At 72.4% G+C, this 14,911-nt stretch carries 12 protein-coding genes; 3 read left to right on the top strand and 9 right to left on the bottom strand.

Annotated elements, in window-relative coordinates; genetic code table 11:
* Positions 1-11: 11 nt before the first annotated feature.
* Complete coding sequence (locus J8J14_RS13090) at positions 12-2,078, top strand: methyl-accepting chemotaxis protein (RefSeq protein ID WP_209379974.1); 2,067 nt, start codon at positions 12-14, stop codon at positions 2,076-2,078.
* A 7-nt stretch (positions 2,079-2,085) separates the two neighbouring features.
* On the opposite strand, the gene gltX is transcribed toward J8J14_RS13090, so the two are convergent.
* A complete protein-coding gene (gltX, locus tag J8J14_RS13095) occupies positions 2,086-3,492 on the bottom strand; it encodes a glutamate--tRNA ligase (RefSeq protein ID WP_209379975.1) in 1,407 nt (468 codons plus the stop codon).
* Positions 3,493-3,571: 79 nt separating this feature from the next.
* On the opposite strand from gltX, the gene J8J14_RS13100 reads away from it, so the two are divergent.
* A complete protein-coding gene (locus tag J8J14_RS13100) occupies positions 3,572-5,761 on the top strand; it encodes a ComEC/Rec2 family competence protein (protein WP_209379976.1) in 2,190 nt (729 codons plus the stop codon).
* Between the two features lie 171 nt (positions 5,762-5,932).
* Here J8J14_RS13100 and lexA read toward each other — a convergent pair whose 3' ends face one another.
* The 6 genes from lexA to J8J14_RS13130 all read right to left on the bottom strand — a co-directional run bounded on the left by lexA (position 5,933) and on the right by J8J14_RS13130 (position 10,972).
* On the bottom strand, positions 5,933-6,664 hold the full coding sequence (gene lexA / locus J8J14_RS13105; protein WP_209379977.1) for a transcriptional repressor LexA: 732 nt from the start codon (positions 6,662-6,664) through the stop codon (positions 5,933-5,935).
* A gap of 107 nt (positions 6,665-6,771) precedes the next feature.
* On the bottom strand, positions 6,772-7,977 hold the full coding sequence (locus J8J14_RS13110; protein WP_209379978.1) for a molybdopterin molybdotransferase MoeA: 1,206 nt from the start codon (positions 7,975-7,977) through the stop codon (positions 6,772-6,774).
* Entirely contained in the window at positions 7,977-8,453 is a 477-nt protein-coding gene (gene moaC, locus J8J14_RS13115; protein ID WP_209379979.1) for a cyclic pyranopterin monophosphate synthase MoaC, read from the bottom strand. Before moaC ends, J8J14_RS13110 begins: the two co-directional genes overlap by 1 nt.
* Positions 8,450-9,262, bottom strand: coding sequence for an indole-3-glycerol phosphate synthase TrpC (trpC, locus tag J8J14_RS13120; protein WP_209379980.1), 813 nt, complete (start codon positions 9,260-9,262; stop codon positions 8,450-8,452). The genes moaC and trpC overlap by 4 nt, the downstream gene beginning before the upstream one ends.
* Positions 9,263-9,341: 79 nt before the next feature.
* Positions 9,342-10,355, bottom strand: a complete 1,014-nt coding sequence (gene trpD / locus J8J14_RS13125; RefSeq protein ID WP_209379981.1) for an anthranilate phosphoribosyltransferase — start codon at positions 10,353-10,355, stop codon at positions 9,342-9,344.
* 2 nt (positions 10,356-10,357) lie between these two features.
* Positions 10,358-10,972, bottom strand: coding sequence for an anthranilate synthase component II (locus tag J8J14_RS13130; RefSeq protein WP_209379982.1), 615 nt, complete (start codon positions 10,970-10,972; stop codon positions 10,358-10,360).
* 200 nt (positions 10,973-11,172) lie between these two features.
* Between J8J14_RS13130 and J8J14_RS13135 the strand changes: the two genes are divergently transcribed.
* Positions 11,173-11,439: a hypothetical protein gene (locus tag J8J14_RS13135; protein ID WP_209379983.1), complete on the top strand. Its 267-nt coding sequence runs from the start codon at positions 11,173-11,175 to the stop codon at positions 11,437-11,439.
* Between the two features lie 24 nt (positions 11,440-11,463).
* Here J8J14_RS13135 and trpE read toward each other — a convergent pair whose 3' ends face one another.
* Together trpE and J8J14_RS13145 are read right to left on the bottom strand one after the other, a co-directional pair.
* Positions 11,464-12,984, bottom strand: coding sequence for an anthranilate synthase component I (gene trpE / locus J8J14_RS13140; protein ID WP_209379984.1), 1,521 nt, complete (start codon positions 12,982-12,984; stop codon positions 11,464-11,466).
* Positions 12,981-14,879 (bottom strand): peptidyl-prolyl cis-trans isomerase, encoded by a 1,899-nt coding sequence (locus J8J14_RS13145; RefSeq protein WP_209379985.1) that lies wholly within the window; start codon positions 14,877-14,879, stop codon positions 12,981-12,983. The genes trpE and J8J14_RS13145 overlap by 4 nt, the downstream gene beginning before the upstream one ends.
* Positions 14,880-14,911 lie beyond the last annotated feature (32 nt).

Below are 14,911 nucleotides of genomic sequence, written 5' to 3' on the forward strand. Positions count from 1 at the left end.
GGGAGCCTGCCATGCGCGTTCGTACCCTTCTCCTGGCCGGTGTCGCCGCCGTTGCCCTGCCCGGCCTCGTGGGGCTGGGTTGGAGTTCCTGGACGGCCTGGACGAACTGGGACAGGGCCGCGCGCGCGACCTATTCGACACGCGTGCTGAGCGGCGTGATGCGCGGGATGACCACCCTTGGGGTGGAGAGCGGCCTGCTCAGCGCGGCGGCGCGCACCGGCACGGCGGACCGGGCGGCGCTGCAGCGGGGCCGCGAGGTGACGGACGAACTGCTCGCGGCCACGCGCCGGAACGTGCAGGCGGACGGGCAGGATGCGCGCCCGCTGGAGGAGGCGGCACGCCGGCTGGATGCCATGCGGCGCCAGGTGGAGGCGCATCTGGCCCGGAGCCAGAGGGAGCCCGACCCGGCCCTGGTCGCGCAGCTCATGGCCGAGCGCGGCGCCATCCTCGAGCTGCTGGAGCAGGTGGCCCGCGGGGCCGAGGCACGCATCAGGGCCCTGGCGCCGGGTATGGCGGAGCTGGCCGAGATCGGGCGCGAGGTCACTATGCTGCGGAGCGAGCTCGGCAGCCGCAGCCTCCAGATCAATGCCTGGCTGGGCGGGGCGCCTGTCACCCCGGCCAGCGTCAGCCATGCGCTGGTCCTGACCGGCCGGACGGATGCGGCCCTGGACACGGCGGCGCGGCTGACCAGGACCCAGGGCGACCCGGCGCTGCTCGCCATCCTGGAGAAGGTGGAGAAGGAGCATCGGGGCGGCATCGAGCCGATCTACCGCTCCTATGTGGATGCGGCGGCGGGCAGCCTCGGCAAGCCCGGCGCGCCGGCCTGGCCCGGCACCCCTCAGGCCTATGCGGGCTGGACCGTCCCGGCCCTCCTCGCCACCCTTCCGCTGCGCGACGCGGCGCTGGACGCGGCGGTCGAGCAGGGCGATGCCAGCGCCGCGGCGGCGCGCAGCCGGATGATCGGCAGCCTCGCCCTCGCGCTGCTCGCGCTGCTGCTCGCGGCGGGCGGGGTGGTGCTGCTGCTGCGGCGGCTGGTGGCGCCGGTGCGGGAGCTGACCGCGGATGTCGGGCGGATCGCCGCGGGCGAGCTGGAGATCGACCTCCACCATCGCGGCCGGCGGGACGAGGTGGGGGAGATGGCCGGCGCGATCGAGGTGCTGCGGGCGAACTCGGTGGCCCAGCGCCGGCTGGAGGCCGAGGCCGAGGCGGCCCGCGCCCTGCGGGAGGCGCGCGCGGCGCGAATGGAGGCGCTGGTGCGCGGCTTCCAGGAGCAGGCGGGGGAGATGGTGCGCACCCTGTCCTCGGCTTCCACCGAGCTGGAGGCGACGGCGCGCGGCATGACCTCCACCGCCGAGGGCACGAGCAACCGGGCGGGCCAGGTGGTCTCGGCCGCCGAGCAGGCGAGCGCGGGCGTGCAGACCGTGGCGGCCGCGGCCGAGCAGCTGACCGCCTCCATCGGCGAGATCAGCCGCCAGGTGTCACAGGCCACCACCGTTGCGGGCCGCGCCGTGCAGGATGCGCGGCAGACCGACGCCACCGTGCAGGCGCTGGCCCAGGGTGCGGCCCGGATCGGGGATGTGGTGCGGCTGATCAACAGCATCGCCGGCCAGACCAACCTGCTGGCCCTCAACGCGACCATCGAGGCGGCGCGGGCCGGGGAGGCCGGGCGGGGCTTCGCGGTCGTCGCCTCGGAGGTGAAGACGCTGGCCGCCCAGACCGCCAAGGCAACCGAGGAGATCGGCGCCCAGATCGCCGAGATCCAGGCCGCGACCGATCAGGCCGTGCTGGCCATCGGCGGCATCGGCCGCACCATCGAGGAGGTGAGCGGCATCGCGGTGGCGATCGCGGCCGCGGTGGAGGAGCAGACCGCGGCCACCGGCGAGATCGCCCGGACCGTGCAGGAGACGGCGCACGCCACCGGGGCGGTCTCAGCCAACATCGCCAGCGTCAGCCAGGGCTCGGCCGAAACCGGCGCCGCCGCCTCCCAGGTCCTCTCCGCCGCCTCGGACCTCGCCCAGCAGGCGGAAACCCTCAACGGCACCGTCACCCATTTCGTCCATGAGGTGCGGGCCGCGTGAGGAGGGCTCAGCCGCCGATCAGGGAAACGCCTTCGGCCGCATCCCCGATCCGCGCGAGGCTTTCCTCCTTGCCGAGCGCGACGAGAACGGCGTCGATCGGGGGAGACTGAAGGCTTCCGGTCAGCGCGGCGCGCAGGGGCTGCGCCACCTGGCCGAGCTTCACACCCTGTGCCTCGGCGAATTCGCGCAGCGCGGCGTCCAGCGCGGCCCGGTCCCATTCCACGCCGACCAGCTGCCCGGCCAGTGCGGACAGGCGTTCGCGCACCTCCCGGTCATCCAGCGTGGTGGCCGCCTTCGGCTCGTATTTGAGCGGGCGCGCGGCAAGGGCGAAACGGGCGCCATCGGCGAGTTCGAGCAGGTTCCGCGCGCGGGGCTGCAGGTCGGGCAGCAGGGCGGCGATGCGGGCCTTCTGAACCTCGTTCACCTCGCCCAGACGGGCCAGCACCTGCGGCAGCAGCAGGGCGGGGTCGGCGGCGCGGATGTACAGGCCGTTGAGGTGGGACAGCTTCGCGTAATCCATGCGCGAGGCGGCGCGGCCGACATCCTTCAGATCGAACAGTTCGATCGCGCGCTCACGCGGGACGAATTCCTCGTCCCCATGGCCCCAGCCCAGGCGGAGGAGGTAGTTGCACACGGCCTCGGGCAGGAAGCCCTGGTCGCGGAACTCCAGCGCGCCCACCGCCCCGTGGCGCTTGGAAAGCTTCGCGCCATCCGCGCCATGAATCAGCGGGATATGAGCGAATTCCGGGCGCTCCCATCCCATGGCGTCATAGACCATGCATTGGCGGAAGGTATTGGTCAGGTGGTCGTCGCCGCGGATGACATGGGTGATCTCCATGTCATGGTCGTCCACCACAACCGCGTGCAGATAGGTGGGCGTCCCGTCGCTGCGCAGGATGATCATGTCATCCAGTTCGGTGTTCTGAACGCGCACCTCGCCTTGCACCAAGTCCCGCACCACCGTCTCGCCCGCGCGCGGGGCCTTGATGCGGATCACGGGCGCCACGCCGGCCGGCGCCTCGGACGGGTCGCGGTCACGCCAGTTCCCGTCGTATCGGGGCGGGCGGCCCTCGGCCTGGGCGCGCTCGCGCATCGCCACCAGCTCCTCGGCGGTGTCATAGGCGAGATAGGCCTTGCCCTCCGCCAGGAGCTGCTTCGCGACCTCCGCGTGCCGCGCCTCGCGCGCGGTCTGCATCACGGGCGGCTCATCGGGCGACAGGCCGAGCCATTCCAGGCTCTCGATGATCTGGCGCACAGCCTCCGGCGTGCTGCGCGCACGGTCCGTGTCCTCAATCCGCAGCAGGTACTGGCCGCCATGGTGCCGCGCGAAGAGGTAGTTGAAGAGCGCGGTCCGGGCCCCGCCGATATGCAGGTAGCCGGTGGGGGAGGGGGCGAAGCGGGTGCGGACGGTCATGCCGCCCCTCTATCATTGCGCGGCGGGGCTGTTGACCCCTCACGAATCCGTGATGGTCGTTCTAGCATGCCGCCGGACCATGTCTGCACATGCCAGCCCGGCCCCGCTTGCCGCCCCCATGCCGCCCCTGGGCGAACGCGTCCTTGGGTGGATCGCGGAGGAGTGGGACCAGTGGCCGCTCTGGCTGCCCGTGGCGGTTGCGCTGGGGATCCTGGCCTATTTCCAGCTTCCGGCCGAGCCGGGCCTTGCCTGGCTGGCGCTTCCCTGGCCGCTGCTGGGCGCCGGCCTCGCACTGCGAGGGCCACGCCCCGTCGTTTCAGCGGCTATCCTTCTTGTCGCGGCGGCGGCGCTGGGCTTCGCTGCGGCGCGATTCCACAGCTCGGCGGCGGCGCCGATGCCGGAGTTGCCACGGATCGCGGTGGTGGTGACCGGCCGCGTCGCCGCCGCGGATCTCCTCCCGGAAGGCCGGCGGCTCGTGCTGGACGGACCTCGCCTGGATGATGGGCCGGCGCTGGAGCGGCAGCTTCGCATCCGGCTGCGGGCCGGCGATCCAGCCCGCCCGGCGCCTGGCGATACAGTGAGAATCCGCGCCCTGGTCCGCTCGCCCATGGCGCCCGCCTATCCCGGTGCCTACGACCTGCAGCGCGCCGCCTTTTTCTCCGGCCTGGGCGGGTCGGGCTTCGCCCTCAACCCGGCTGCGGTCATCGACAGGGGGGAGGCGCCGCTTTTCGCGGGGCTGCGCGCCGGCATCGAGGCGCGGATCGGGGATGCGCTGCCCGGCGCGACCGGGGCGGTGGCCGCCGCACTTCTCACCGGCTCGCAATCCGGCATCCCGGCCGCCGAACTGTCCGCACTGCGGGATTCCGGGCTGGCGCATCTTCTCTCCGTTTCCGGCCTGCATGTGGGGATCGTCACGGGGCTCGGCTTTGTCACGCTCCGGGCTCTTATCGCTGCGATTCCCTGGCTGGCGCTGCGGCTGGACTCCAAGGCCGCGGCGGCCTTGCTGGGCCTTGCGATGGGCGGCGCCTACACCTTGCTCACCGGAGCCGGGGTGCCGATGCTGCGCGCCTTCGCCATGGCGGCGCTGGCCACGCTTGCCGTGCTGGCCGGCAGGCGCGCGCTTTCGCTCAGGGCACTGGCCCTGGCGGCGGGGCTTGTGCTTCTCGCCAATCCGGCGGCGCTGGTCGGGCCTTCCTTTCAGATGTCCTTCGCGGCTGTGCTCGCGCTGATTGCCATGGCACAGGCCTCTCGTGCCCTGTTGCGGGCGCTGCGGCTGCGCGGGCGCGCCGGGCGCTGCTCCGCCATGCTGCTGGGGCTGGTTGCCACCTCCGTGGTTGCGGCCGCCGTGACCACGCCGGTGGGCCTGCATCATTTCGGGCGGCTCCAGCTCTACGGCGTCTTCGCCAATGCCATTGCCGTGCCGCTCACCTCTTTCCTGGTGATGCCGGCGGGCATGCTGGCGCTTCTGCTGATGCCGCTAGGGCTGGAGGGTCCGGCCCTCGCGGCGATGGGATGGGGGGTGGATGCCACGCTCTGGACCGGGCGTGCCGTCGCGGCCTGGCCCGGTGCCGCCTTGAGCGCGCCGCCCATCCCGGCCTGGGGGCTCGGCCTTTTCGCGCTCGGCCTGTGCTGGCTCTGCCTCTGGCGCCTGGCCTGGCGCTGGGCGGGGCTGCCCATGATGCTTCTCGGGCTTCTCTCGGGCATGGCGGCGCGGCCGCCCGATATCCTGGTGGCGGCCGATGGCCGGATGCTCGCCATCGCCACCCCTTCCGCCGTCCTGACCGAACGTGCTTCGGGCGCGAACCGGATCACGCGGGAATCCTGGCTTCGCAGCTGGGGCGAGGATCAGGCCATCCCCCTGCCGCGGGACGGCGAGGCGGCTGATGGGCTCGCGCAATGCGGGGCGCTGAGCTGCTTGCTCCGCCCGCGCCCCGAAGCCGCCGCTGCCATCCTGCTCCGGCGCCCGCCCCCCGATTCGCCCCGGCCCCGGCGTGGCCCTGCGCCTCCGCCCCCGCCCGTGCTGGCCGAAACCGGCTGCCGGCAGGCGGCGGTGATGATCTCGCTGGAGCCGATCCGTGGACGCTGCCGGGATACGCCGGGTGTGGACCGGTTCTCGGTGTGGCGGGACGGGGCGCATGCCATCTGGCTCGGTCCCGGGGGAGCCACCATCCTCTCGGACCGGGCCTGGCGCGGGAACCGCCCCTGGGTGCCGCCTGTGCCCATCCCCCGCGCGCAACCCCAGGCCGAGCCGCCGGCCGAGGTTGAATGAGAAAGGCCGGGGAGATCCTCTCTCCCCGGCCTCCGTTCTTCCGTTTTCCGGAATCCGTCCCGGATCACGCGCAACCCCAGGCCGAGCCGCCGGCCGAGGTTGAATGAGAAAGGCCAGGGAGATCCTCTCTCCCCGGCCTCCGTTCTTCCGTTTTCCGGAATCCGTCCCGGATCAGTTGTAGCGGCGCACGAGCCCGATGAGGCGGCCCTGCACCTTCACCCGATCCGGCCCGAAGATCCGGGTTTCGTACCGGGGATTCGCAGCTTCGAGGGCGATGGAGTTGCCGCGGCGGCGCAGGCGCTTCAGCGTCACCTCGTTCTCGTCCACCAGGGCGACGACGATGGCGCCGTTATCGGCCATCTCGCCGCGGCGGATGATCACCGTGTCCCCGTCCAGGATGCCGGCGCCTTCCATCGAATCGCCCGCCACCTCCAGCGCGTAATGCTCGCCATTGCCGAGCATGGCGGCCGGAACCTCCACGCTCTCACCGCCGTCGCGCAGCGCCTCGATCGGCAGGCCGGCGGCGATGCGGCCGTAGAGGGGCAGGTGAACCGCAGCCGCGTCATTGGCGGTGCGGGCCACGCCTGGGAGGTTCTGCGCGAAATTCCCGCGGATGACGTTCGGCGCGAAGGCGGGCGGGGCCGCCGCGGCGGGGGCGGATGCAGCCCCGGCCGCGCGGGGCGCCAGGTTGTCCGGCAGGCGCAGCACCTCCAGCGCGCGGGCGCGGTGGGCACGGCGCTTCAGGAACCCGCGCTCCTCCAACGCCGTGATCAGGCGGTGGATGCCGGACTTGGACTTCAGGTTCAGCGCCTCCTTCATCTCCTCGAAGGAAGGGGAGAAGCCGGTGTTGCGCAGATGCTTGTCGATGAAGATGAGCAGCTCGTGCTGCTTCCGGGTGAGCATGGTCCGGGCGTCTCCCTGGCGGCGGGGGGCAAGTCTTCTGCACGAACAAACGGGCAACCGACACGGAAGTTCTATGAAAGTTCTCCCGCGTCGGTCAATGCCGCGCTTCACACGCCGAGAGAGGAAAGTTCAACAACCTGCACGATGCTGCCCGCCGGGGCCGCCGGCGCATGGGGCGGACGGATGATGAGACAGCCGGCCTGCGCCAGAAGGCGCAGCATGGAGCTGTCCTGCGCCGGAAAAGGCGTCGCCACGGGCTGGCCTGCTGAATCGCGGGTCAGCTCGCCCCGGACATAGTCCTGCCGCCGGTCATTGGCCGGCATGTCCCGGCCCAGCAGGGCCGGGCGCGTCTCCACGGGGCCGGAGGGCAGGCCGGAGAGGCGGCGGATGGCGGGGATGAGGAACAGCACGGCACAGACCAGGGCCGAAACAGGATTCCCGGGCAGGCCCAGCAGCGGCGTGCCGCGCAAATTCCCGAAGATCAGCGGCTTGCCCGGCCGCATGGCGATCTTCCAGAAATCCAGGGAGAAGCCCTGGGGGCCGAGCGCGGCCTGCACCAGGTCATGCTCGCCCACGCTGGCACCGCCGGTGGTGACCAGCATGTCGCAGCGGCGGCCGGCCTCGGCGGCCGCGGCGATGGCGTCCCGGTCGTCCGCGGCGATCGGCAGGACCAGCGGGTCCCCCCCTGCCGCCTTCACCAGCCCGGCCAGGGCATGGGCGTTGGAGGAGACGATGCCGCCGGGCGGAATCGGATCGCCGGGCAGGCTGATCTCGTCCCCGGTGGCGAGGATGCCGATACGGGGGCGCCGGTGCACGGCCAGCCAGGGGTGATTGGCCGCCGCCGCCAGCCCCGTATCCCGGGCCGTCAGGCGCCGCCCGGGGAAGAGGACCGTGTCGCCCGCCGCGAAATCCAGCCCGGCGCGGCGGATATGGCGCCCCGCGCGCGGCGTCTCCGTGGGCAGCACATGGGTGCCCTCGGCCGTCGCATCCTCCTGCAGCAGGATGGTGTCGGCGCCCGGAGGCACCGCGCCGCCGGTGAAGATGCGGACCGCCTCGCCGGGCCCAACCGTGCCGGGGAAAGGATGTCCGGCCGGCGAGGCGCCGATCACGCGCAGACGCGCGCCGGTTGCGGCATCCTCTGCCCGCAGGGCGTAGCCATCCATGGCCGAGACATCCATCGGCGGCTGGGTCAGCCGGGCCAGCACGGGCTGCGCGAGGACGCGCCCCCATGCCTCGGACAATCCGACCGTCTCCGCCGGCGTGGGGGCCAGCCCCGCCAGGACGCGGTCCAGGGCTTCCTCCACCGGGATCATCACGGCGCCTCGTAAGTGCCCGATTTCCCACCGGACTTACGGGTCAGGCGCACCGCCTCAATCCGCATGCCGCGATCGACGGCCTTCACCATGTCGTAGATGGTCAGGGCCGCCACGGTCACGGCGGTCATGGCCTCCATCTCCACCCCGGTCCGCCCCGCGGTGCGGACCGTCGCGGCGATGTCCACCGCGTCCGGTATCGCCAGTTCCAGGTCGATCGAGACGGAGGAAAGGGGCAGGGGGTGGCAGAGCGGGATGAGCTCGGCGGTGCGCTTGGCGGCCATGATCCCGGCCAGCCGGGCCACGCCGAGCACGTCACCCTTGCCCGCCCGACCCTCGGCGATCAGCGCCAGGGTCTCGGGCTGCATGGTGATGCGGCCTCTGGCGGTGGCTTCCCGCACCGTCTCGGCCTTGGCGGACACATCCACCATCGCCGCGCGGCCCGCGGCGTCGAAATGGGTGAGGGGGCCGCTCAAATCGCCTGCACCAGTTCGCGCGCCGCCGCCCCCGGGTCGGGCTGGCGCAGGAGATGCTCGCCCACCAGCAGGCAGCGCGCGCCGGCATTGGCCATGCGCCGCACATCGGCAGGGGTGCGGATGCCGCTCTCGGCCACCGGGATCCGGTCCGCGGGGATCAGCGGCGCCAGGCGCTCCGTCACGGCGATGTCGGTGCGCAGGCTGCGCAGGTCGCGGTTGTTCACGCCGATCAGCCGGGTTTCGAGGCCAAGGGCGCGTTCCAGCTCGGCCTCGTCATGCACCTCCACCAGCACGCCCATGTCGAGCCCGCGGGCGACATCCTCGATGGTGGAGGCTTCCTCGTCGTTCAGTGCCGCCATGATGATGAGGATGGCGTCCGCCCCCATCGCTCGCGCCTCGAAGACCTGCCACGGGTCGATCATGAAGTCCTTGCGCAGCACGGGAAGATTCGTCGCCTCCCGCGCAAGGCGCAGATGCTCGGGCGTGCCCTGGAAATAGGGCTCGTCGGTCAGCACGGAGAGGCAGACGGCACCGGCCTGCTCATAGGCCCGGGCGATACCGGCGGGGTCGAAGGGCTCGCGGATGAGGCCGCCCGAGGGCGAGGCGCGCTTCACCTCGGCGATCAGCCCGATCCGCATCTCGGCGACGGCTGCGCAAAGGGCCTGGGTGAAGGGCCGCGGCCGCCCGGCATCCCGTGCCCGCCGCTCCATCTCGGCCAGGGAGGTTTCCTGCATGCGCGTCTGCACCTCGACGCGCTTGTCGTCGAGGATGCGGCGGAGCGTGTCCGATACCGAAAGGGTCTGGTCCATGATGGCGGTTCCTCGCGCCCTTCCGGCAGGCGCGTCAAGCGGTGGAGCGCATGGGGAGCCACGCTCCCCATGCAGGCCGTCAGGTGGTTCCCGATGTGAGTGCCCGAAGCCTCTCCAACGCCCGGAGGGCCGCTCCGGAGGCGATGGATTCCGCGGCAAGCGCGGCGCCCGCGCGAAGCTCCTCCACGCGCCCGGCCACGAGCAGTGCGGCGGCGGCGTTCAGCAGCACGCAGTCGCGGTAGCCGCCGGGCTCTCCACGCAGGATCGCGGTCAAGGCCTCCGCGTTCTCCGCCGGCTCGCCTCCGCGCAGGGAATCGGCAGGATGGCGGGGCAGGCCGGCATCCTCGGGGGCGACTTCGAACTCGCGGATCACCCCATCTTTCAGCTCCACCACCTGGGAGGGGCCGGCGATGGTCAGCTCGTCCAGCCCCTGGCCATGCACGAGCCAGGCATGCGCGGTGCCGATGCGGCCCAGCGTCTCGGCCATCGGGCGCAGCCATTGGGGAGCGAAGGCGCCGGTCATCTGGCGGCGCACGCGGGCCGGGTTGGTCAGCGGCCCCAGCAGGTTGAAGATGGTCCGCGTGCCCAGCTCCATCCGTGGCCCGGCCGCGTGGCGCAGGGCCGCGTGGTGGCGCGGTGCCATCAGGAAGCAGATCCCGGCATCCCGGATGATTCCGGGCAGGCGCTCGAAGGGCACATCCGTGTTCACGCCCAGGGCCGAGAGCACGTCCGAAGCGCCGGCGCGGGAGGACAGCGCACGGTTGCCGTGCTTGGCCACGGGCACGCCGCAGCCCGCCACCACCAGCGCGGCGGCGGTGGAGATGTTCAGCGTGCCCGCGGCATCGCCGCCGGTTCCGACAAGGTCGATCGCGCCCTCGGGCGCCTCCACCGCGATCATCCGGGCACGCATGGCCCGGACGGCGCCGGTCATCTCGGCCACGGTTTCCCCGCGCACGCGCATGGCCATCAGCATGCCCGCGATCTGCGCCGGGGTGGCTTCCCCGGCCATCACCGTGCCGAAGGCCGCCTCCGCCTCGGACTCGGCAAGGCGCTCCCCGGCGGCGAGCCGGGCCAGGACAGGTTTGAGTGACATGGTCAGGCGGCCCGGGGCATGGTCTGCGGGCGCGGCGGCAGGTTGATGCCGGCCATGCGCATGACATTGGCCAGCATGTCGTGGCCGTGCTCGGAGGCGATGCTCTCGGGATGGAACTGCACGCCCCAGACCGGCAGGTCCCGGTGGGACAGGCCCATGATGAGGCCATCGGCGGTCTCGGCGGTCACGTCCAGCTGCTCGGGCAGGTCTTCGCGGCGGACGACGAGGGAGTGGTAGCGGGTGGCGCGGAAGGGGGAGGGCAGGCCGGCAAAGACACCGGCCCCGCTGTGATGCACCGCATGCACCTTGCCATGCACGGGCTCAGGCGCCCGCAGCACGGTGCCCCCGAAGGCATGCCCGATGGCCTGGTGGCCCAGGCAGACGCCAAAGAGGGGCACGCCCTTGCGCGAGGCGGCGCCGATGAGGTCGAGGCAGATCCCCGCCTCCTTGGGCGTGCAGGGTCCGGGCGACAGCACGATGGCGCGCGGCTTCATCTCCAGGGCCTGCTCGGCCGAGAGCGCGTCGTTGCGCCAGACCGCCACCTCCGCACCCAGTTCCCCGAGGAAATGGACGAGGTTGAAGGTGAAGCTGTCGTAATTGTCGATGAGCAGGATCATGGCACCGTTCACTTCGGCCCAGGGCCGGGCATTGGTCAAGCTGGCGTGGCACCCGGAGGGGGTGCGTGGCACCCGGAGTGGGTGAAGGAGAGAGGGCTGCGGGCCCTTTCCCTGCCTGCTGATTTAAATCAGCTCACGAGAGCGTGAGATGTGTTAATCGGAGCCTGCGCCGCGGCATGATCCGGCGCCGGAGCTTTCCCATGGCGTCTGCCCCTCCCAAGCCCAGCAGCCAGATCGCCTCCGCGGTGAAGCTGCTGGCCGAATACGCCGCCGAGAACGGCATCCATGAGGCCGAGGGCATCCTGATGGAGATTCTGGCCGTCGCCCATGGCTGGCCGGCTGGCACGGTCGAAGCGGCGCCCCTATCCGCCCACACGGAAATGCCGCGGGGCCAGTGGGCGGGCGCGAGCTTTCTCTCCTCCCTGCCGGCCCGGACCGACGCCACGGTCCTCCACGCGCCCGTCTGAAGCGGGGCCTGCCCGGAAGCGGCTTCAGCCCCCCTCGCGCCGGGGCGCCGCGGCCGCGAAGCGCACCGCTTCCTCCGCCGCCCGGAACAGGGCGCGCGCCTTCTGGCGGGTTTCCTCGTACTCGGCCTCGGGATCGCTGTCGGCCACCACCCCGGCCCCGGCCTGGACGGACATGACCCCGTCCTTCACCAGCGCCATGCGCAGGCCGATGCAGGTATCCATCCCGCCATCGGCGCCGAAATAGCCGAAGCACCCGGCATAGACGCCGCGCCGCGAGGGCTCCAGCTCCTCGATGATCTCCATGGCCCGCACCTTGGGTGCGCCGGAAAGCGTGCCGGCGGGGAAGCCGGCCGCCAGGGCGTCGAGCGCGGAGAGGCCGGCGCGCAGGCGGCCCTGCACCTCGCTGCCGATATGCATGACCTGGCTGTAGCGCTCGATCCCGAACTGGGCGGTGACGCGGACGGAGCCGATCTCCGCCACCCGCCCCACATCGTTGCGGCCGAGATCGAGCAGCATCAGGTGCTCGGCCCGTTCCTTCGGGTCGGCCAGCAGCTCGCGCTCGAGCGCGGCATCCTCCTCGGGCGTCGCGCCGCGGCGGCGGGTGCCGGCCAGGGGGCGGACCGTGACGGTGCCGTCCCGCAGCCGCACCAGGATCTCCGGGCTCGCGCCCACGGCCGCGAAGCCGCCGAAATCGAAGTGGAACAGGAAGGGCGCCGGGTTCAGCCGGCGCAGCGCGCGGTAAAGCGCGAAGGGCGGAAGGGCGAAGGGCGCCTGGAAGCGCTGGCTGAGCACGATCTGGAAGGCGTCGCCGGCCGCGATGTACTCCTTCCCTCGGTCCACGACCCCGATGAACGCGTCCTTCGTGAAGTTGGAGGAAGGCGTGCCGGGGGCGGGCAGGGCGGCGGGCGGCGCGGGGCGGGGCACCGGGCGGTCCAGCGCCGCCTCGGCCTCGTCCAGCCGGGCCTGGGCCGCCTCATAGGCCGCGCGCGCCGTCTCGCCCCGATCCGCATAGACCGGGGCGCAAAGGGTGAGGATGTCCCTCACATGGTCGAAGACCGCGATGAGGGTGGGGCGGCCGAGGATGGCCTCGGGGATGCCCAGCACATCCGGGTTGGTTGCGGGCAGCCTCTCCATCTGCCGCACCATGTCATAGCCCAGATAGCCGAAGAGGCCCGCCGCGCAGGGGGGCAGTCCGGCGGGCAGCTCCATCCGGCAGGACTGGATCAGCGCGCGCAGGCTGTCGAGCGGCGCGGCTTCCTCCGGCACGAAGGCGTGGGGGGCGGTCAGCGCGTGGCGGTTGATCTCGGCGCGCCCGTCGCGGCAGCGCCAGACGAGATCGGGGCCGAGTCCGATGGCGGAGTAGCGGCCGCGGCTCTGCCCGCCCTCCACGCTTTCCAGCAGGAACGTGTTCGGCCGCCCTTCGGCGATCTTCAGGAAGGCGCCGACCGGCGTGTCGAGATCCGCCACCCGCTCGCGGAACAGCACCTGCCCCCGGCCGGCGGCATGGGCCGCTGCAAAGGCGGCGTAACCCTCGGCGGCGTTCATCGGGTGGCCACCTGATCCATCAAGGACTGGTTGATGGTCACGTCGGCACGGGCGCGCAGGGCGGCGGCGAACTGGGCCTCCAGGTCATCCTGCATGGCCTGCTCCACTTCGGACTTCACCCGGGCCAGGCCCTCGGCATCGGCCGCGACCTCGGCGGGCAGGATCTCCACGAGCCTGGCGACCGCATAGCCGTCAGAGGTCTGGGCCATGGTCACCTCGCCGGGCTTGGCGGCGAAGAGGCCGGGCAGCAGCTCCGGCGGGATGCCGCCCGGGGCCGCCTGCTGCGGGTCGCGCAGGGAGGGACCCATCCGCACGGCTTCCACCCCGGCCTCCCGTGCGGCCTCGCTGAAGTCCTTGCCGCCCTGGACGGCGGCGAGCAGGGCGGCGGCCCGTTCCTCCTGCGCGCGGCGGCGCGCATCCAGCGCCCAGGCCCGGCGCACCTCGGCCTCCACGCTGTCGAAGGGGCGCAGCGCGGCCGGGGTGGTGTTGGTCACGTCCAGCGCCACGAAGCCGCCAGCGGCCTCCGCCAGACGCGATCCCTGGCCGGCCGGGTTGGCGAAGACGGCCTCCAGGATGGCGGCTCGGGCGGCGGGGCCGCCGGGCAGCTCCACGCGCTGGCCATCCGGCGCGTTGCCCTGGCGGTCGAGTGTCACACGCATGGGGGTGAGGCCGAAGCGCTGCGCGGCCTCCTCCACCGTGGCGCCGCCGGCCAGCGCGTCCTCCAGCTTGTTCGCCTCCTCATAGGAGAGGTCGGCGGCCTTCTCGCGCGCCAGGAACGCGCGGGTCTCGGCGCGGAGCTCCTCGATCGGCTTCTCGGCCGCGGGCTGGATGGCGGTCACCTTCATCACGTGCCAGCCGAAGGGGCTCTGGATCGGGGCGGTCACGCCGCCCTCGGGCAGGGCGAAAACGGCGTTGGCGATGTTCTCCACCGGCATCTCGGAGCGGGAGACCTGGCCCATCTCCAGCGCCGTGCCGCCGGCCGCCTCGGCCCGGCCGCGGATGGTGGCAAGCTCCGCGCCGCCGGCCCAGGCCTGGCGGATGGCTTCGGCCGCTTCCTGGGAGGTGACCAGCGCCTGCTCCACGCTGCGCCGCTCCGGCGTGCCGCTGCGCTCGCGCTGGGCCTCCAGCCCCGCCTCCACCTCGGCATCGGTGACCGTGACGCGGGGGATCAGCGTCTCGGCCGAGAGCAGCGCCAGCGCGACCTCCCGGTACTCGGGGGCGGAGAAGAGGGCGGGGTTGTTCTCGTGGAAGCGGGTGAGCTGCGCCTCGGTCGGCTCGGGCACCTCAGGGGCGTTCAGCAGGGGGAACTCCGCCACCTCGGCCACGCGCCGCTCATTGGCGAAGGCGAGAAGCCGACGGGTCAGCGCCTCCGGCGCCCGTGCCCCGGCGCGGACGGCGCCGATCAGCTGCTGCCGCTCCAGATCCTGCACCACCAGCCGGGTGAAGTCGGCCTCGGAAAGGTCGTTCTGGCGCAGGAACTGCTGCAGAAGCAGCGGGTTGAACTGGCCATCCGCGCCATGAAAGGCAGGAATGGCGAAGGTGTAGCCCCGCACGGCATCCACCGAGGCCGCGATGCCCATGCGCCGGGCCTCCTGCGTCTGGGCGCGGCTGGCGATCAGGTTGTCCACCGCCTGGCGCGCGACGGCCTGGCGGAAGGTTTCGTTCGGCTCGAAGCGCGGGCCGAGCTGGCGCTGCACGCGCTGGGTCTCGCGCCGGGCGGCATTCTGCGCCTCGGTCAGCTCGATCGGCTGGCCGCCCACCCGGGCCACGGCATTGTCCCGCCCGAAATTGCGGACCACGTCCTCGATGCCCCAGACCGCGAAGGAAAGGACCAGGAGGAGGAACAGGCCCTTGGCGAACCAGGTGCCGGCGAGGCGGCGGAACGCGGAGATCATGCGGATGGCCCTGTCGGGAAGGCGTGAAGGGG

Source organism: Pararoseomonas baculiformis (assembly GCF_017813395.1).
Taxonomy (GTDB): Bacteria; Pseudomonadota; Alphaproteobacteria; order Acetobacterales; family Acetobacteraceae; genus Roseomonas; species Roseomonas baculiformis.